Annotated in this window: 17 protein-coding genes, 1 tRNA gene and 1 pseudogene; 5 read left to right on the top strand and 14 right to left on the bottom strand. The window is 69.0% G+C overall.

Annotation, left to right across the window (positions count from 1 at the left end):
• Position 1: 1 nt before the first annotated feature.
• From folE to dacB, 6 genes and pseudogenes are all read right to left on the bottom strand, one after another.
• Complete coding sequence (gene folE / locus J7D54_RS11495) at positions 2-568, bottom strand: GTP cyclohydrolase I FolE (protein ID WP_182764254.1); 567 nt, start codon at positions 566-568, stop codon at positions 2-4.
• Positions 471-2562, bottom strand: a pseudogene (gene ftsH, locus J7D54_RS11500) (ATP-dependent zinc metalloprotease FtsH). Before ftsH ends, folE begins: the two are co-directional and overlap by 98 nt.
• A gap of 117 nt (positions 2563-2679) precedes the next feature.
• Positions 2680-3231 carry a hypoxanthine phosphoribosyltransferase gene (hpt, locus tag J7D54_RS11505; protein ID WP_182764009.1) on the bottom strand — a complete coding sequence of 184 codons (552 nt, stop codon included), beginning with the start codon at positions 3229-3231 and terminating at the stop codon, positions 2680-2682.
• 10 nt (positions 3232-3241) lie between these two features.
• The gene (tilS, locus tag J7D54_RS11510; RefSeq protein ID WP_182764010.1) at positions 3242-4204 is read right to left on the bottom strand and encodes a tRNA lysidine(34) synthetase TilS; all 963 of its coding nucleotides are present in this window, start codon (positions 4202-4204) and stop codon (positions 3242-3244) included.
• Positions 4197-5180 (bottom strand): zinc-dependent metalloprotease, encoded by a 984-nt coding sequence (locus J7D54_RS11515; RefSeq protein ID WP_182764011.1) that lies wholly within the window; start codon positions 5178-5180, stop codon positions 4197-4199. The genes tilS and J7D54_RS11515 overlap by 8 nt, the downstream gene beginning before the upstream one ends.
• The gene (gene dacB / locus J7D54_RS11520; RefSeq protein ID WP_182764012.1) at positions 5168-6631 is read right to left on the bottom strand and encodes a D-alanyl-D-alanine carboxypeptidase/D-alanyl-D-alanine-endopeptidase; all 1464 of its coding nucleotides are present in this window, start codon (positions 6629-6631) and stop codon (positions 5168-5170) included. The genes J7D54_RS11515 and dacB overlap by 13 nt, the downstream gene beginning before the upstream one ends.
• A 102-nt stretch (positions 6632-6733) precedes the next feature.
• Between dacB and J7D54_RS11525 the strand changes: the two genes are divergently transcribed.
• Positions 6734-7273, top strand: coding sequence for an inorganic diphosphatase (locus J7D54_RS11525; protein WP_255433719.1), 540 nt, complete (start codon positions 6734-6736; stop codon positions 7271-7273).
• Here the strand turns inward: J7D54_RS11525 and J7D54_RS11530 are convergent, their stop codons facing one another.
• Entirely contained in the window at positions 7274-7609 is a 336-nt protein-coding gene (locus J7D54_RS11530) for a CrcB family protein (protein WP_182764013.1), read from the bottom strand. It lies immediately after the preceding gene.
• Positions 7606-7980 (bottom strand): CrcB family protein, encoded by a 375-nt coding sequence (locus tag J7D54_RS11535; protein WP_182764014.1) that lies wholly within the window; start codon positions 7978-7980, stop codon positions 7606-7608. Before J7D54_RS11535 ends, J7D54_RS11530 begins: the two co-directional genes overlap by 4 nt.
• A gap of 43 nt (positions 7981-8023) precedes the next feature.
• On the opposite strand from J7D54_RS11535, the gene J7D54_RS11540 reads away from it, so the two are divergent.
• Positions 8024-9034, top strand: a complete 1011-nt coding sequence (locus J7D54_RS11540) for a TRM11 family methyltransferase (RefSeq protein WP_182764015.1) — start codon at positions 8024-8026, stop codon at positions 9032-9034.
• 88 nt (positions 9035-9122) lie between these two features.
• Complete coding sequence (locus J7D54_RS11545; protein WP_182764016.1) at positions 9123-9611, top strand: histidine phosphatase family protein; 489 nt, start codon at positions 9123-9125, stop codon at positions 9609-9611.
• 108 nt (positions 9612-9719) lie between these two features.
• Here the strand turns inward: J7D54_RS11545 and J7D54_RS11550 are convergent, their stop codons facing one another.
• The gene (locus J7D54_RS11550; RefSeq protein WP_182764017.1) at positions 9720-10724 is read right to left on the bottom strand and encodes a hypothetical protein; all 1005 of its coding nucleotides are present in this window, start codon (positions 10722-10724) and stop codon (positions 9720-9722) included.
• 303 nt (positions 10725-11027) lie between these two features.
• On the opposite strand from J7D54_RS11550, the gene J7D54_RS11555 reads away from it, so the two are divergent.
• The gene (locus tag J7D54_RS11555; protein WP_182764018.1) at positions 11028-12359 is read left to right on the top strand and encodes an ammonium transporter; all 1332 of its coding nucleotides are present in this window, start codon (positions 11028-11030) and stop codon (positions 12357-12359) included.
• The gene (locus tag J7D54_RS11560; protein ID WP_076063044.1) at positions 12356-12694 is read left to right on the top strand and encodes a P-II family nitrogen regulator; all 339 of its coding nucleotides are present in this window, start codon (positions 12356-12358) and stop codon (positions 12692-12694) included. Before J7D54_RS11555 ends, J7D54_RS11560 begins: the two co-directional genes overlap by 4 nt.
• Here J7D54_RS11560 and J7D54_RS11565 read toward each other — a convergent pair.
• From J7D54_RS11565 to J7D54_RS11585, 5 genes are all read right to left on the bottom strand, one after another.
• Complete coding sequence (locus J7D54_RS11565) at positions 12691-13767, bottom strand: winged helix DNA-binding domain-containing protein (protein WP_182764019.1); 1077 nt, start codon at positions 13765-13767, stop codon at positions 12691-12693. The two genes, J7D54_RS11560 and J7D54_RS11565, sit on opposite strands and share 4 nt — an antisense overlap.
• Positions 13768-13797: 30 nt before the next feature.
• Complete coding sequence (locus J7D54_RS11570) at positions 13798-15147, bottom strand: FAD-dependent oxidoreductase (RefSeq protein WP_182764020.1); 1350 nt, start codon at positions 15145-15147, stop codon at positions 13798-13800.
• A 170-nt stretch (positions 15148-15317) separates the two neighbouring features.
• Positions 15318-15393: transfer RNA gene (locus tag J7D54_RS11575), tRNA-Thr, on the bottom strand.
• Between the two features lie 46 nt (positions 15394-15439).
• Positions 15440-17095 (bottom strand): alpha/beta hydrolase, encoded by a 1656-nt coding sequence (locus J7D54_RS11580; RefSeq protein ID WP_182764021.1) that lies wholly within the window; start codon positions 17093-17095, stop codon positions 15440-15442.
• Positions 17088-17939 carry a regulatory iron-sulfur-containing complex subunit RicT gene (locus J7D54_RS11585; protein ID WP_182764022.1) on the bottom strand — a complete coding sequence of 284 codons (852 nt, stop codon included), beginning with the start codon at positions 17937-17939 and terminating at the stop codon, positions 17088-17090. The genes J7D54_RS11580 and J7D54_RS11585 overlap by 8 nt, the downstream gene beginning before the upstream one ends.
• Between the last annotated feature and the right edge of the window lies 1 nt (position 17940).

Below are 17940 nucleotides of genomic sequence, written 5' to 3' on the forward strand. Positions count from 1 at the left end.
GTCACCGCCCGATGATCAGGCTCATGGCCTCCGCCCTGGTGGCAGGGTCGCGCAACAGGCCGCGCACCGCCGAAGTCACCGTGCGCGAGCCCGGCTTGCGCACGCCCCGCATGGTCATACAGGTGTGCTCGGCCTCGATCACGACGATGACGCCCCGCACACCGAGGTGCTCGACGAGGGCCTCGGCGATCTGCGACGTGAGGCGTTCCTGCACCTGGAGGCGACGGCCGTACATCTCGACGAGGCGGGCGATCTTGGACAGGCCCGTCACCCGGCCGTCGGTCGACGGGATGTAGCCCACGTGCGCCACGCCGGTGAACGGCAGGAGGTGGTGTTCACAGAGGCTCACGAGCTCGATGTCCTTCACCAGGATCATCTCGTCGTGGGAGATGTCGAACGTGGTGCCGAGGATCTCGGTCACGTCAGCGCGGTATCCGGCGCTCAGCTCCCCCCAGGCGCGGGCGACCCGGTCAGGGGTCTCCAGCAGCCCCTCCCTGTCGGGATCCTCGCCGAGGGCGATGAGCAGTTCCCGGATGGCGGCCGCGGCGCGCGGCTGGTCCACGGCCATCAGTGGCTCGGGGGTGCGGTGGGGGGCCCCCACGGGGAGGGACCTGTCTCGGGCAGCGGCAGCTTCGTGGGCTGTTCGGGGAGCGGTTCCGGTGCGGGGGGCACCTCGACCGGGGGTTCGGTGGACGGGACGCGGAGATCGGAGCCAGTCCAGGCGGGACGCTTGTCGCGCCTGGCGAGGCCCTTGAACACCTCGTCGACCTCCTTGCGGTTCAGCGTCTCCTTGGCGAACAGTTGACGCACGAGTTCGTCGAGGACCGCTCGGTTCTCCACGAGCACGTCGAACGCCTCCTGGTGCGCGGTGTGGATCAGCTTGGCCACCTCCTCGTCGACGATCGCGGCCATGTGCTGCGAGAACTCCTGGCTGGAATCCGTGCCGCGCATGCCCATGAACGGCTCCGAGTCGCCGCCGCCCAGCTTGACGGAGCCGACGCGCTCGCTCATGCCGTACTGCATCACCATCGCGCGGGCCACCTTGGTGGCCTTCTCGATGTCGTTGGCGGCGCCCGTCGTCGGGTCGTGGAAGATGAGTTCCTCCGCGGCGCGGCCACCCATCATGTAGGCCATCTGGTCGAGCAGTTCGCCGCGGGTGCGGGAGTACTTGTCCTCGTCCGGCATGACCATCGTGTAGCCCAGCGCGCGGCCGCGGGGAAGGATGGTGACCTTCTGCACCGGGTCGTTGCCCGGCATGGCCGCGGCGACCAGGGCGTGGCCGCCCTCGTGGTAGGCCGTGATGAGGCGTTCGCGGTCGTCCATGAGGCGGGTGCGCTTCTGGGGGCCTGCGATCACGCGGTCGATGGCCTCGTCCAGCATGGGCTGGCGGATCATCTCCTCATTCATGCGGGCAGCCAGCAGCGCCGCCTCGTTGAGCACGTTGGCCAGGTCCGCGCCGGAGAAGCCGGGGGTGCGGCGGGCGATGGACACGAGGTCCACGTCGCTGGCCAGCGGCTTGCCCTTGGCGTGCACCTGGAGGATCTTGGCGCGTCCGTCCGCGTCCGGGGCATCGACGCCGATCTGGCGGTCGAAACGGCCGGGGCGCAGGAGCGCCGGGTCGAGGACGTCAGGGCGGTTGGTGGCGGCGATGAGGATCACGCCGCCGCGCACGTCGAAGCCGTCCATCTCGACCAGCAGCTGGTTGAGCGTCTGCTCGCGCTCGTCGTGGCCGCCGCCCATGCCGGCACCGCGGTGCCGGCCGACGGCGTCGATCTCGTCGATGAAGATGATGGCAGGGGCGTTCTCCTTGGCCTGGTTGAACAGGTCACGCACGCGGGAGGCGCCCACGCCGACGAACATCTCGACGAAATCAGAGCCGGAGATGGAGAAGAAGGGCACGTTCGCCTCCCCCGCGACCGCTCGCGCGAGGAGGGTCTTGCCGGTGCCGGGCGGGCCGTAGAGCAGCACGCCCTTGGGGATCTTGGCGCCCAGCTTCTGGAACTTCGCGGGCTCCGCCAGGAACTCCTTGATCTCTTCCAGTTCCTCGACGGCCTCGTCAGCGCCGGCGACATCGCCGAACGTGGTCTTGGGCGTGTCCTTGGACACCAGCTTCGCCTTCGACTTGCCGAAGGACAGCGGTCCGCCTGCGCCGCCGCCGGACATGGAGCGCATCAGCCAGAAGAAGACCAGGATGATGATGAGGAACGGCAGGCCCGTGTAGAGGAACATCTGCAGCAGGCCGGGCGTGGGGTTGCGGCCGGTCCACTTGTCGATGGTGCCGTCCTCGGCACGCTTCTCGAGCAGCGGCACCACGTCGTCGACCTGGTTGCCCACCCACTGGGACTGCGTCTTCTTACCGGTGTGGTCTGTGACCTGGATCTGCTGTTCGCCGTCCACCAGGATGACTTCGGTCAGCTTCCTGTCGCCGGCGAGCAGTTCCAGGGTCTCCGAGGTGGGGACCGTCTGGTAGCCGGTGACTGAACTGATCATCTGCATCCCCAGCATGAGGAACACGATGCTGATGAGAATCCAGGCGAACGGGCTCTTGAAAAATCTCTGCAACTTAGGGTCAGCTCTCTGGCGGCGTTAAGGACGCGCCCTGAGTTGACGCGGGCGCACGGTCACATTACCAGCGGCCGCAAGACCTCCGGCTCCGCTGAGAGCGGACGGGGTGCCGGCTCAGGCGTAGATGTGGGGCGCGAGCGTGCCGACGTCACGCAGGTTGCGGTAGCGGCCGGCGTAGTCGAGGCCGTAGCCGACGACGAATTCATTGGGGATCTCGAAGCCCACGTACTTGACGTCGACGTCCATCTGGGCGGCGTCGGGCTTGCGGAACATCGTCATGATCTCGAGGCTCGCGGGGTTACGGGTGGCCAGGTTGCTCATCAGGTAGCTGAGGGTCAGGCCGGTGTCGATGATGTCCTCCACCACGATGACGTCGCGGCCCTCGAGGTCGGCGTTGAGGTCCTTCAGGATGCGCACCACACCGGAGGACTGTGTGCCTGCGCCGTAGCTGGACACGGCCATCCAGTCCATCTCCACGTGGCTGCGCATCGCGCGCTGCAGATCACTCATGACCATCACCGCGCCGTTCAGCACCCCCACCAACAGCAGGTTGCGACCCACGTAGTCGGCGTCGATCTGGGCGGCGATCTCAGCCACGCGGGCCTGGATCTCGTCGTTGGTGAAGAGGACCTTCTCGAGGTCGCCTGAAACGTCTGCAGCATCCACGAGGACGAGCCTATCGCACGGTGAGCAGGTGGCCGACCCTCAGCACCTGGCCACCCGGGACGGCGAGGGCCCCCTGACCGCGCCAGTCCGTGACGAGCGCGTCGACGGCTAGCACGTGCTGGAATTCCACCGTGGGCGACACCCGGGCCAGCCAGCGGTGCAGTACCCGCCAGCGCAGCGCGTTTGGCAAGGGGTCGAGGTCGTCGACGGTGAGGTCGCCGTCGACCGGCACCGCCCGGGCCGCAAGTTCGTCGAGCAGGTCGGCATCCGCGCGGGCGAGCTGCGCAGTGCGCGCCAAGGACGGCGCGAGGTCGCGGCCGACGGCCCGTCCCAACTCCGTGAGGTGCTGCCGGAAGGCGACCCTGGCGAACCTCGGGTCGTCGTTCATGGGGTCCTCCCAGGGCGTCACTCCCCAGTCGCGACAGGCGGCTTCCGTGTCCGCGCGCCGGAGCCCGAGCAGCGGCCGCAGGAGGGTCACGACCCGGGCGTCGCCCCCCAGGGCGGACGGGACTGCGGCGAAAGAGGCGGAGGCCGCCATCCCCGAGAGCGACCGCGTACCCGAGCCGCGCAGGAGGCCCAGCAGCACCGTCTCGGCCTGGTCGTCGAGCGTGTGGCCCAGCAGCACCGGCAGGCCGGGGGCGGTGAGCGCCGCGAGCCGGGCCTCCCGTGCTGCGGCCTCCAGCCCACCGGCGGAACCGTCCACGTTGACGCGCACCGCCTCTGCCGCGATCCCCCGATCGTCGAGCAGCGAAGCCACCCTGGCCGCGACCTCGGAGGACCCCGCCTGGAGACCGTGGTCCACGACCACTGCCCTGACGCTGCTGCCCCGCTGCCGCGCCGCCCAATGGGCACCGAGCGCCAAGGCCAGCGAGTCCGCCCCACCGGAGCACCCGACGACCGCAGCCTCCGGCAGCACGGCGTGGACGGCGCGCGCGACGCGCAGCGCGGCCTGGCCGAGCTCGCGCCTAGCCATGGACCCGCTTCAGCCAGAGCGCCGGATCGGAGATTTCCTCCGCGGTGGGCAGGTTGTCGGGCCGCTCGAAGGCCCGCTTCAGGGCGGCGCGGTTCTTCAGCCGCTGCACGCGCAGACAGAACTCCAGCCCGTCGCGGTACTGGGCGTTCTTGTCCAGGGACTTCGACAGCCGTGCGAGCAGCCCCGCCCGCTCCGGCCGCGCGAAGGCCCGGCGCATGCCGGGGATCGTGGGCGCATGGCGGCGCCCGGCGTAGTCCGAGGTGTAGTCCGCGTGACCCTCGAGGAACGTCATCGTCGCGGTGAGCTCCGCCATCGCGGTGGCCGCGTCTGCCGAGGTCAGGAGGGCGGAAACGTCCCGAGTTCTGGCCCATCGGAGCAGGCCCTCCCCGAGCGGCACCTCGTCGTGGACCACCAGTCGCATCCGCTCGGCCACGTGGTCGCGTAGCCACGGCGCCAGCCGGAACTGCAGTGCGTGGGTCTGCTCATGGAGCGCCACCCACATCCGGAAGTGGGCGGGGGTGAAGCGGTGCGAGCGTTCGTGGGCGACGATCGTGGGGGCCACCAGGTAGAGGGTGTCCGAGCCGGTGAAGGCGTCGTACTGCCCCAGCAGCCGGCGGCTGACCGCCCGCATCCCCACGCCGATCAGCAGGCCGTTGCGCGCGGCGGAGCCCAGTGCGGCGGTCCCGGTGTCTGCCGGACCCAGGCCCAGTTCGGCGACGGCACCGTCCGCCATGCCACGCACCGCCCTCCCCCAACCGTCCCAGTCGACGACGCGGACGCGGGTGGCGCCCACCGCTTGGAGACCCAGGTGCTTCGCCGCGATCTCCCCCGCGCGACGAGCGGTCACGCGGAGGTCCGCCACGAGGCGGGTGAGTTCCCGGGAGGTCAGGTCCGGCAGGTCGTCGGGACGCAGCGCCGCGACCCTGTGGGCCAGGCGCCAGTTGATGCTGGGGGCGTGTTCCATCAGCAGCCGCACGACGCCAGGGTGCCGGTGGCCTGGTCCGTCCAGACCCGCGCGGCGAACCCGTCCGGCGTGCCGTTGATGAAGAAGGCGAAGGCCAGGAGCCGGTCGTCCGCGGTGAGAGTGGTGCCGCCGAGAGTGGCCACCAGCGACAGGGAGCCGGTCTTGGCCCGGGCGATACCGCGGGCCGGGCGCGAGACGGGGTCGGCGAACCTCTCGGCGAGGGTGCCGGTGACCCCGGCGGTGGGCAGCCCGTCGAGGGTGACGGAGAGCTGGGGCTCCGACGCGAGCGTGGCGAGGGCCGCCGCGAGCATGTTCGGGGTGAAGCGGTTGCCCCGCGAGAGCCCTGAGGCGTCGTGGAGGACGGTGCCCTCGTCCCAGATCCCCAGTTGGGAGAGTTGCTCCTGGATGGCTGCCACCGAGCCGGCGAACGTGGCCGGGTGCCCGGTCCGGACCGCCAACTGGTGACCCATCACCTCGGTGAAGGAGTTGTTGGAGCGCTGCATGAACTGCTCCACGAGGATGTGCACCGGCAGGGATTCGATGCGGGCGATCTCCTCCGCGTCGCCCGAGCCGGGCGCTGCGGCCGGGGCGCCGGTCACGGCGACCCCGAGGGCGCTCAGCTGAGCGGCGAACGTGGTGGCCGCTGTCAGGGCCGGGGTGAGGCTGCGCGGGCCGCCCCTGGGGCCGCGCCCCTCGTCGATCCACAGCGCCGAGATGCCCGTCACCTGGTCGCGGTAGCTCTCGGGCCAGGTCTCGTTCCAGCCCGGGCCGGCGAAGTGCGATTCGTCGTAGCCGAGCGTGACCGACGTCACCCCGGCGGCGCGCAGGGCCGCGACGGTGCGCTTGGCCAGTTCCTCGGTGGTGGGCAGCTGGGGGTAGGCGCCCTCCGCGTTGGCGATGCTGCGCAGCATGGGGTCGCCCCCGCCGACCAGCACCAGCTGACCGGGGGCCGGCTGGACGACCCGCGTCGCGAAGGTCTCAGACCCCTCGAACGCGTTCATCACGGCCAGCGCGGTGAGCGTCTTGGTGTTCGACGCGGGGATCAGCGGGGTCTTCTCCTGCGCCGCCGCCACCACTTCACCGCTGGCGACGTCGATCACCTCGTAGCCGATGACCACGGGCTCACCGCCCTCGGCCGGGACCAGCTTCGAGGTGTCCAGCGCGGCGATCTTCGCCTCGAGCGCAGCGCGGTCCGGCAGCACGCCGGGCGCGGGCAGTTCGACCGCCGCCACCAACCCGGTGCCGGCCGGGGGAGGCGTCGGGGACTCAGCAGGCGTCGCCTCCGGGGTGCTGGATGGGGCGAAGAGGGTGGGGCTGACCGTGGCCGGGGCCCCGTCGCGGGTGAGGCCGGTGACGGCCAACGCTTCCCTGTGGAACACGGAGACCAGGAAGCCGCCGGCGAGCAGTACACCAACCACGAGCCAGGTGATCACCCACTCCGCGACGCGTCCACGGCTCCGCACACCGACCTCCAAAGGGGTATCCTGCAGGGGACCCGCAACGATGCGCGGGTCGTCGACACCAATCATAGGAGTGCCCAAGTGAGCGAAGACGCGCCTGTTGGTCTGAGGCCGATCGATCCCGGCCGTCGGGTCCTGTTCGACGTCACGGTGGAGATCCCCAAGGGCACCAAGAACAAGTACGAGATGGACCACAACACCGGCCGGCTGCGTCTGGACCGCGTGCTGTTCACCTCGACGCAGTACCCCTATGACTACGGTTTCGTGGAGGGCACGCTGGGCCTCGACGGGGACCCGCTCGACGCCATGGTCATCGGTGCTGATCCCACCTTCCCCGGTTGCCTCATCGAGTGCTACGCCGTGGCGATGTTCCGCATGACGGATGAGATGGGCGGCGACGACAAGGTGCTGTGCGTGGCCACGGCGGACACCCGCCGCGCCAACATCACGGACCTCGCTTCAGTGCCGGAGCACATGCTGCTCGAGATCGAGCACTTCTTCTCGGTGTACAAGGACCTGGAGCCCGGCAAGTCGGTCGAAGGCGCCACCTGGACCAGCCGCGCAGAGGCCGAAGCCGAGGTGCACGCGTCGTTCGAGCGCGCCAAGGGCACGCCCTACGAGCACCACCACGTCAACCTGGCCTAGTCAGCCGGTCAGCGTCCCCGTCCAGGCGGCCAAGAGACAGCCTGCGATGGTGACCAGCGAGTAACCGACGGCGATCTCGGGCCGCCTGCGGCCGAACTCGCGGGCGGCCTGCCAGCAGGCTGACGAGAACGTCGTGAAGGCACCGCAGAACCCGGTGCCCACCACCGCCAGCCAACTTCCCGAGAGGTGCACGGACGCGGCGCCCAGGATGAAGGACCCGACGAGGTTTACCCCCAGCGTCGCCTTCCAGGCTGCCCAGCGCCGGGCCACGATGACGTCGACGCCGCCCCGGGCCACAGCACCGAAGCCTCCGGCCAGGCAGATGAACCAGATCACCTGTGCTCCCGCACCGTGCTCCGCCACCCGGCGAGGTGGCCCGTCCCCGCCGCGAACACGCCGAAGGCCGTCTCCAGCACCGCGGTGAGCACGCCACCCACGGACAGCGACTGCACGGCCAGCGTGGACCAGGACGTGAACGACGCCACCCCGCCGACGGCGAGGAACAGCCGCACCAGGGTGACCTTGCGGCGGTAGAGGCCCGAGATGAGGCCCAGCGCGAAACAACCGAGCAGGTTGATGGCGGCCAGGGCGATCACCTCATGCCCGATGAGGTTGGGGAGGCCCAGACGCAGCCCCGTGCCGAGCGCGCCGCCCGCGAAGACCGCCGCAGCCCTCGCCCACCATGTGTCCACCATTCCTGCAGCCATAGCTGGCAAGGATAACGCCTGGGGTTTGTGGGAAACTGACCAGATGCCCCGTTATCTGATGCTGCGCACCCCGTCTGCCAACCGTGTCTACGCCGGCGAATCCGGGCCGCTGACCGCCGCGGAGCTCGAGATCACCGCGCCGTTCGCCACGGAGATCGAAGAGCAGGACATCGCGGGCGTCGGCTACCTGGCGTTCCAGGCGCCTGAGCTGAACGAGGGGCAGTTGGCCACCGTCGCACGGCAGTCGGCGGCGTTCGCCCTCTTCGAGGACGCCACGCCCGAGGGTCTCCTCCGTCCCGTGGCGATGCCCCGGCCGTTCCTGTTCGACGACGACCTCGTCACCATCCCGAAGTACCAGGGCAAGACCAACGAGCAGTTCACCCAGCTGCTGCTGAGCGTGACGCTGGCCGCGATCACCCGCGAACCGACGGGGCCCCGGCAGGTCCTCGACCCCCTGGCGGGGCGCGGCACCACCCTCTCCATGGCCCTGCTGCTGGGTCACGACGCGTTCGGCGTGGAGGGCGACGCCAAGGCCTTCGAGATGATGGCGTCCTTCTACAAGACGTATCTTCGCCGCAGCCGGATCAAGCACGTCGCCGACACCACCCCGGTGCGGCGCGAGGGCAAGAACGTGGGCAAGCGCTTCGACGCGGAGATCACCACCCCCGAGGGCAAGAGTATTCTCACGGCCTTCACCGGCGACACCAGGGATTCGGCCGCCCTGTTCGGCAAGAAGCGCTTCGACGCGATCGTGGCCGACGCCCCCTACGGCATCGCGCACGGCTCGACCACAGACGTCCGCGGCGTGTCCGGCAAGCGCGACCGCTCCCCCGCCGGGCTCCTGAAGGAGGCCATCCCGGTGTGGGCCGGGCAGTTGATGCACGGCGGCGCGCTGGGGCTGTCCTGGAACACCTTCGGCCTCTCCCGGGAGGACCTCGCGCACCTGCTCACCTCCAACGGCCTCACGGTGCAGGCCGGTGGCGCCTGGGAGCGCTTCGCGCACCGCGTCGACTCCGCCATCAAGCGCGACCTGATCGTCGCCGTCAAGCGCTGACCTCCGCCGGGAGGTTTCTGCCACATCGCGCCGTTCAGGGCCGATGTGGCAGGAATCTCCCTCGTTCTTCCGGGCGTAGAGTGGCCGGATGAGACGACTGGTCCTGATGCGGCACGCCCACACCGAGCCCACCAACGTCCACGGCGACAAGGCCAGGCGCCTGACCCCGCGCGGCATCCAACAGGCGCAGGAGGCGGGCGTCGAACTGCGTGCCCTCGGCGTCGACCACGCGCTGGTCTCGGCCGCGGAGCGCACCCGTCAGACCTTCGCGGCACTCGGCCTGGACGTCCCGGCCGAGTTCCAGGACGCCCTCTACCACCAGGGCACCGAGACGATCATCCAACGGATCTCCGAGACCGACGACGACGTGCAGGCGCTCCTGGTGGTCGGCCACGCCCCCACCATCCCCAGCCTCGTGGCCGAGCTGGCCTATGCCAGCAACCGGGCGGCCGCCGACGACGCCCAGTGCCACTTCCCCACCTCCTCCTACTCCGCGTTCTCCTTCGACGGGAGCTGGGCGGAGCTCGCCGACGGCGACTTCGGCCACGTGCGGCTCGATCACCTCGAGCGCCGCTGATGGAATGACGAGAGCGCGAAGAATTGGTCCCAACTGGCCGCGCTGAGCTCCCCGCACCGGACGCAGCAGGATCTCAGATGCTGGCCCTGGGTGAGCAGTTTGAGCCAGCTACTTGAAACGGACCATGTTATTCAGGAGCTCTTTGCTGACCCACACGTAGCCACCGTCACGCCGTTCAACAACTGACGCAGTGACATACGTCCTGCATCCCCCGCGACCTGTAGCGGGGGTATCGCACTCAGTACGCCACTTACGCCCATCGGTGCCGTACCAGGTGGCGGCGCCTTGGAATACTCCATAGCCACCAAGCGGATTGCTGGTCCAGATCGCCCGGTCGGTGGCCCTGTAGGTGAGGTTGTTGAAGGCCCAACCGTTCACTTGTCGGAACTGACCATTCTCATACTCCACGACCGTTGCCTGGATTTCAGTTCGGCATCGCTGCGTGTTCGAGTACGGCTGACACGCGGTTCGCCACATCCGACCGTTGATCGCGTGGAACCCCTCGATCACATAGACGTCAGTGGGCCCGTCGCCGACAGATGGAGGCGTTGCGAGGGAGGCGCATTGTCCTATCGCCTTTCCCGATACGATATTCATCTCAGCCGCTTCCGGCGCCGGCGCGTTACGTTCACAAACTAAGTTGCCGCCAATTACATTCCCTGGGACGCCAGTTTCTTGGGCCACACTGTCTGCAACAGCGACGGACCCCGTTATCAGCGAAGCCCCGACGATCAGAAACTGTCCACGGCTGCCAGTGACGCTCACCCCACCCTCGACGGTGGAGTCATAAAGAGTGAACATCATTCGGTTCTCGGTATCTACGACGTCCCCGCCGATACGAACGCTGCGAAATTCCATCCTTTTGGCACGCTCGGAAGTCACGTCACCTGTGACAAACCCTCCATCTAACAGGAGCGATCCGCTGTCCATGACGTGGATATTCCCATCAACCCTGCCCGCAATGGCGCATTCAGCGCCTCGCGGAACAACGACGTCGCCCGCGATGTTCTCACGGATAGATCCACGGCATTCGGTGAGCGCCTGCGCTGAAAGTGGCGCCGTAGCACTCATGCCTGTAGCCAGTGCAACTGCCAGTAGGACAAGTCTCTTCATGTTGCGCCCCCCACGGCCGCGGACTCAGGACCACCCGATCGAGCGGTCGGCTCGAGCGTAGCATCGGACGTCTTGACAGAGGGATGGATACTCCGCATCTAGCTTTCGTTGGCACCCCACTGGCACGGATGAATCCGCGAACGATCGGAGGGCGCGGGCACCTCAGGTGCGCCCTGTTGCGACGGCGTTAACGCGGTCGCAATAGCCGCGACCCCAGGTTGAAACCCTGGGCCCGGATCGCTAACGCGTTCGTTACCCTGCGGTGCCCACAGCCGAAATGTGCCGCCACGAGGATTCGTTGACATGGAACTCCTCGAAATTGATACCGGCGACACAGCCTGGGTCCTCATCAGCGCAGCGCTGGTGCTCCTCATGACGCCTGCCCTGGCGTTCTTCTACGGCGGCATGGTCAGAGCCAAGTCCGTCCTCAACATGCTCATGATGTCGATCGCCACCATGGGGGTCGTCGGGGTCCTGTGGATCGTCGTCGGCTTCTCGATGTCGTTCGGCAACGACATCGGCGGCGGCCTGCTCGGCAACCCGTTCGAGTACGCCTTCCTGAACGGGCTGATGTCGCCTGATGCTGTCGTCGGCACCATCCCGACGGCCGTCTTCGCCGGCTTCCAGGGCGCGTTCGCGATCATCGCGGTGGCACTGATCTCGGGCGCGGTGGCCGACCGGATGAAGTTCTCCGCCTGGCTCGTGTTCTCGGCTGTGTGGGCGCTGCTGGTCTACTTCCCCGCAGCGCACTGGGTCTTCAGCTTCGACGAGAGCGTCAGCGCCGAGGGTGGGTTCATCGCCAACTCCATCCAGGCCATGGACTTCGCCGGCGGCACCGCCATCCACATCAACGCCGGCGCGGCCGCGCTGGCGCTGGCCCTCGTGCTGGGGCCGCGACTGGGCTTCGGCAGCGTGCCGATGCGCCCACACAACCTCACCCTGGTGATGCTGGGCGCGGGGCTGCTGTGGTTCGGCTGGTTCGGGTTCAACGCAGGCTCGGCGCTGAGCGCCGGCACGCTGGCCGGCGTCGCCTGGGTCAACACCCTGGCGGGCGCTGCGGCGGCGATGCTGGGCTGGCTCCTGGTGGAGCGGCTCCGCGACGGCCACGCCACCTCGCTCGGCGCCGCGTCGGGCATCGTGGCCGGGCTGGTCGGCATCACGCCGGCCGCGGATTCGGTCAGCCCGCTGGGCGCGCTCATCATCGGCCTGCTGGCCGGCGTGGCCTGCGCCTACGCCATCAGCCTGAAGAACCGCCTGGGCTACGACGACTCGCTCGATGTGGTGGGCGTCCACCTCGTCGGCGGCCTCGTGGGCACCCTGGCCATCGGTCTGCTGGCAGACCCGGCCTCCCCGGCCGAAACGGCCGGCCTGCTCTACGGCGGAGGGGTCGACCAACTGTGGCGGCAGACGCTGGGCGCCACCGTGGTGCTGGTCTACTCCTTCGCCGTGACGTACGCCATCGCCAAGGTCCTGGACCGGGTGATGGGGCTGCGCGTCCCGGAGTCCGCCGAGACCCACGGCATCGACACCGCCGTGCACGCGGAGACCGGCTACGACCTCAGCCACGTCGGCTACTCCACCTACGGCGTCAAGCAGACGCTGATCGTTCCTGTCCGAGAGGATGCCCGTTCATGAGGCTCGTCACCGCCATCGTCCAGCCCACCATGCTCACCGCCGTCCAGATCGCCCTGGCGCACCACGGCGTCGCCGGGATGACCGTCACCGAATGCTCGGGCTACGCCCGGCAGCGTGGGCACAAAGAGTTCTACCGCGGCGCGGAGTACACGATCGACTTCATCACCAAGGTGAAGATCGAGGTGCTCGTCGAGGACGCCGAGGCCGAGGCGGTGATCGGGGTGATCACCGAATCCGCCCGCACCGGCTCCGTCGGCGACGGAAAGGTGTGGTCCACCATGGTCGACGAGGTGGTCCGCATCCGCACCGGCGAGAGCGGCGCGGCCGCCGTCTAGCCGGTCACGAAGGGGAACGCGGCGAACTGCTTCTCGAGCCTGGAGGCCGTCGCCGGCGTGATGTCGGTGAACGCATCGATCTCGAACTGCCGCTTCCCCGGACGACCGCTCCTCGTCCACACGCCCACCACCGTGCCGCCGATCACCACCGAACGCCTGAACACCCCGTTGTTGCCGGGGACCAGCCGCTGGTGGTGGTCGGCGGTCATGGCGAACAGGCGGTCCTGGTAGCCGAGGACGAACTCATCGAAACCGGGCAGCAGCAGCGGCGCTGACGTGGCCCGGCCCAGTTCCCGCGACTCCTCCAGGAGCCCAGGACGCCAGTAGCTGGGCTCCTCCGCCCCGTCGGTCTCGAACTCGCCGACGATGAGCGCCAGGCCCCGCCGGATCTGGGCCAGCGTCAACTTGGTCCACCACGCGAAGTCGCGCACCGTGGCCGGCCCGTGGGTGGTGAGGTAGCGGCGCAGGAATTCTGCGGTGGCCGCGTCGTGGTCGCCGTTGAAGCGGCCCTCCAGATCTGTGCCCCGCGGCAGCCAGGCGTCGGCCAACACCACGTCCTGCTCCGTGCCGTTCCACGGCCCGTAGACGACTGTCCCCTCGGCGATGAGGTGGAACAACAGGTGGTACCCGCGCCCCCCTTTGGTGCGCAGGCCGTGCTCATCCCAGAGCTCGAACAACTCCGCCCGGGAGAAGGGCTCCCCCAGCAACCCGACGGCGAGGTCGCGCGCACGGCCCAGCTGCTGCTGGTCCAGTTCGAGCTGCTGCTTGCGCCTGTCCGCCGCCCGGATGGAGGGCCACGAGCACAGTTGAGTGATCCAGGCCGCGTCCGCCGCGGGCATCAGGAACACCGTGCCGCGCATGGGGTAACCCCGCACGATCCGGGCCTCGTTGAGGGCTGTTAGCACGTCGTCGACCGAGTTCGACGGGGTGCGCAGCGCCGCCGACGCCAGCACGCCCGGCAGGTCCTGGCCCTGCATGGCGCCGAACGCGGTGAGGGCATCAACCGGGGACGGGTAGGGACGGGTGATCAGCCCCTGGGCGACAAGGCGGCTTCTGCCGAGCGTGGATGCCATGCGCACCAGTATTCCCGGTGGCGGGGACAGTCAGGCCAGGTTGCGTGCCACCACAGCGGCGACCTCGCGGCCGCTGCGCACCGCACCCTCCATGTAGCCGTTGAAGCGGGTGGAGTACTCCGCGCCCGCCCAGTGCAGCACGCCGTCGGGTTCTGCCAGCACCGGCCCGTTGGTGGTCCAGACGCCGGGCGAGAAGTGGGCACCGTGGCAACCGCCGGTGAACTTCTCTGTGGCCCAGTCGCGCTCGATGTAGGTGAGCGGCTCTGCCGCCTCCTGCCCAAAGCTGCGCACCACGGACTCCGTGAAGGCGCGCTCACGCAGGGTGATGGAACGACGCGACAGCGAATCCGCGTCTGCGCCCTCGAAGAAGCCCATGAGATGCCCCTTGGAGGCGCCCACGGCCGTCGTGTCGAAGGTGACGCGGACGGCGCCCTCATCGGCGGAGGACTGCCCGCTGAGGCCGCGTTCGCGCCAGAAGGGGGTGTCGTAGATCAGGAAGGCCTTGATCACGTTGCCCGGAGCGACCTTGTCGGCCGCTTCGCCGCGCCACGCCGGCAGCGGCGGCTCATGCTCGAGCGACATCGCGAGACGGGGAGGCAGGGTGGAGATGACCTGCTTGGCCTCGATGACCTCACCGTCGGCGAGGTGGAGGGTGGCGGAGAGGGGGCCGTGCTCCACCTTCACCACTTCGGCGCCCAGCCGGACGACGTCACCGAGCCTGGCGGCGAGGGCCTCAGCCACCGTCGCCATGCCGCCCTGGACGCGACGCTGGTGGAGGCCACCGTTGCTGGCGAGCATGGTTTCGAGGTCCGGGCCGGAGTTGACCTGGATGAGGCCCTCCAGCAGCGTGCAGTCCTTCGGCATGGGGCCGAACGCGGCGGAGTAGACCTCCGAGAAGCGACGCTGCGCTCCCTGCGTGCGCAGGTTGGTGGTGATCCAGCGACGGAGGGCCTGGTTCAGCCAGGCGTCGTTGGCCTTGCGCCAGGCGTTGTCGGAACGGAAACGCTCGGCGAGGCGGCGCAGGCGCAGCAGGCCCTGCCCCAGGTCTGAGACCTCGAACGGAGTGAGGGCCGGTTCGTCCTCCGACGACGGCACGGCCAGCGCCTGCCCGCGGAGACGGATGATGAGATTGCCCTCGGCGGGCAGCCCGATGACCTCGAGGCCGAGGTCGTCGATGATCTCGAGGAGCGAGTCGAATCCGGGGCCGATCCACTGGCCACCCAGTTCGACGTAGCTCCCATCGGGGAGGGTCTTGTTCTCCACGCGCCCGCCGACGCGGTTGCGAGCCTCGAGCACGGTGACACTCAGCCCTCGATCCACAAGATGCTGTGCGGCCACCAGCCCTGCAAGGCCAGCCCCGATGATGGCGCAGTCGAACACGAGTTTCCTCCTCTACCGGACGTCTCGGGCTCGTTCCCGAAACGCAGACACCAGACTACAAGGCGACCGGTGGCCCGATCCTCCTGGGTCGGCCATGGGACTTCGCTCACCCCCACCGACGCGTCGCGCCACAAAGGCTCAGGCCCCCGGTCGGGGACCGGGGGCCTGGTTGGAGCCGCCCACGGGAATCGAACCCGTGACCTACGCTTTACGAGAGCGTCGCTCTACCGACTGAGCTAGGGCGGCAGCAAGACGGAACTATACAGAACCACGGGCACCTTGTGCCAACCGGCTAGGAGCAGCGCGTCCCCTCGTCCGGGACCACCCCGTCGTACAGGAACTCGTTGACCGCATCGCGGATGCAGGTGTTGTCGCCGGTGACCGCACCGTGACCGGCACCCTCGAGCGTGAGCAGCGCGCCCGACTCCAGTTGCTCGGCCATGGACACGGCCTGTTCATACGGCGTGGCCGAGTCGCCCGTCGTGCCCACCACGAGAATGGGGGGCGCGCCCGGGCCGGTGATCTCCAGTTGCGGAGCCGAGCCCGCCGTCCAGAACTCGCAGGCGTACGACGTGCCCATGTTCGGCGCCATCACCGGCGCGACGGAGAAGGTCTCCTTCCACGCGGGGAGCACTGCGGCGGCGCCCTCATCCACCCCGTCGACGCAGCCCATCGCGGGGAAGGCGTACAGCGGGGTGCCGTAGCTGTCCGGCGCGCGGCCGTTGTACAGGTCCGCCAACATGAGCAGCGACTCGCCATCGCCGGCGATGGCCTCTCCGATGTACTGCGCCAGGGAGCGGTAGGCCTGGTCGTCCTCGTACAGCAGCACCGCGATGCCCAGCGCCGCCAGCGTCTGCGTCAACTGCCTCCCGTTGACCTCCAGGGGCCTCTGGTCCAGACGGGTCAACATGCTCTCGATGTCGGCCCGGATGGCGCCGGCGTCGTCGCCCAGATCACAGAGGTCTGAGCCGGCGCACCAGTCGATGAAGTTGTTCAGGGCAAGTTCGAACCCGGCCACCTGGGGCGTGGGTTCGCGATCCGTGATCTCGACGGCGGCGTCGAGCACCAGCCGACCGGTGGTGTCCGGGAACAACTGGGCGTACATGGCTCCCACGTAGGTGCCGTAGGACACGCCCAGGTAGTTCAGCTTGGGCGCGCCGGAGAGGTGGCGGAGCAGGTCGAGGTCGCGCACCACGTCGATGGTGGTGAGGTGGTCGAGCAACTTCCCGGAACCGTCGCGGCACTGCTGCGCGAAGTCGATGGAGCCCTGGCGCAGCGCCTTGTCCTCCGCGGTGTCATCGGGGCTGCCGTCGAGCAGCACCATCTGCTCGGTCTCCTTGAACGTGCCGCACACCACGTGCGTCGACCCGCCGGTGCCGCGCGGATCCCAGCCGTAGGTGTCGAAGTTCTGCCAGCGGCCGGCCAGCCCGATCGCCATGTCCTGGCCACCGAACCCCGGCCCGCCCGGGTTGACGAACAGCGGGCCACGCGAGGAGTCCCCGCCGGGCACCCTCGTCATCGCGAGTTCGATCGCGTCGCCTTCGGGGTCCTCCCAGTCGAGGGGGGCCAGCACGGTGGCGCACTGGGCGCGGCCGCCCTCGCCGCATTCCTCCCACTCGACCGTCTGGGTGGCGTACTCGCCGTAGCCGCCCAGCCCGTCCAGGAAGTCGACGCTGGGCTGGCCCTCGGCCTGGTAGTCGAGTTGCCGATCCGCGTTCGCGTTGTCCACCGGGGGCATCGTGGGCTGCTCGGAGATGGCCTTCTCCGGAACTCCCGGCATCCGGGAACCGGAGGGCACCGGCGACGGCGTCACGGTGCCTGGCCTGGTGGGTGAGGCGGGCGTGTCGCGGCTGCGGCCGCCGACCATGCCGCCGAGGAACAGGGCACCGACGAGGGCCAGCGCGATCATCGCCAGGATCATCTGGGCGACCTTGACCGACCTACTCATCAACAACCTTTCCCGCCACGCGTTCCCTACGCGCCCGCGCCGTCGAACATACCGACTCCAGCGGACAGCGCACGACCTCGCCCGTGGGCCGACGCACCGTCACGGCGTTGGACGGCACGTCGTGTCCCACCACGACGCCGCCTGCTCCGTCGTCCGTGGTCACCTGGTCGCCGATCGACGGGGCCTTCCGCAGGAAATCCACGTACAGCGGATGCTCATACTTCAAACAGCACAGCAGCCGCCCGCACGCGCCGGAGATCTGCAGCGGGTTCGCCGGCAGCCCCTGCAGCTTCGCCAGCCGCATCGAGACCGGCTCGAAGTCCTCCAGGAAGGTGGCGCAGCAGAGGTCGCGGCCGCACTGGCCGATGCCGCCCAACACCCTGGCGGCGTCGCGTGAGCCGATCTGCCGCAGATCTATCCGGGCGTCCAGCGCCCGGGCGAGGTCGCCCAGCAGTTGGCGGAAATCCACCCGGTGCGGGGCGGTGTAGTAGATCGCGACGACGCGGTCATACTCGGCCGAACGGTCGAGGAAGTCGATGCCGACCACCTTCATCGGCAGCCGCCGCTTGGCGATCAACTCACGGGCCACCGTGTTCGCGTTGGCGCGGAGCAGTCGGTTGCGCTCGTCGCGCTCCATGTCCGCTTTCGACGCCGGGCCTGCGCAGCGCGGGAGGTCACCGTCGGCGAACTCCACGTCTTCAGGTGCCCACACGCACTGGGCCACCTCCACACCGTCGGCAGTGGGGTACCGGACCCAGTCGCCGACCGTGTAGTCGCGCTCTCCTGGGTCCAGGTAATGCAGTTGGCCGTGGCGCTCGAACGCCACCGCCATCACCCGTGTCATG

Source organism: Tessaracoccus sp. MC1865, from assembly GCF_017815535.1.
Classification (GTDB): domain Bacteria; phylum Actinomycetota; class Actinomycetes; order Propionibacteriales; family Propionibacteriaceae; genus Arachnia.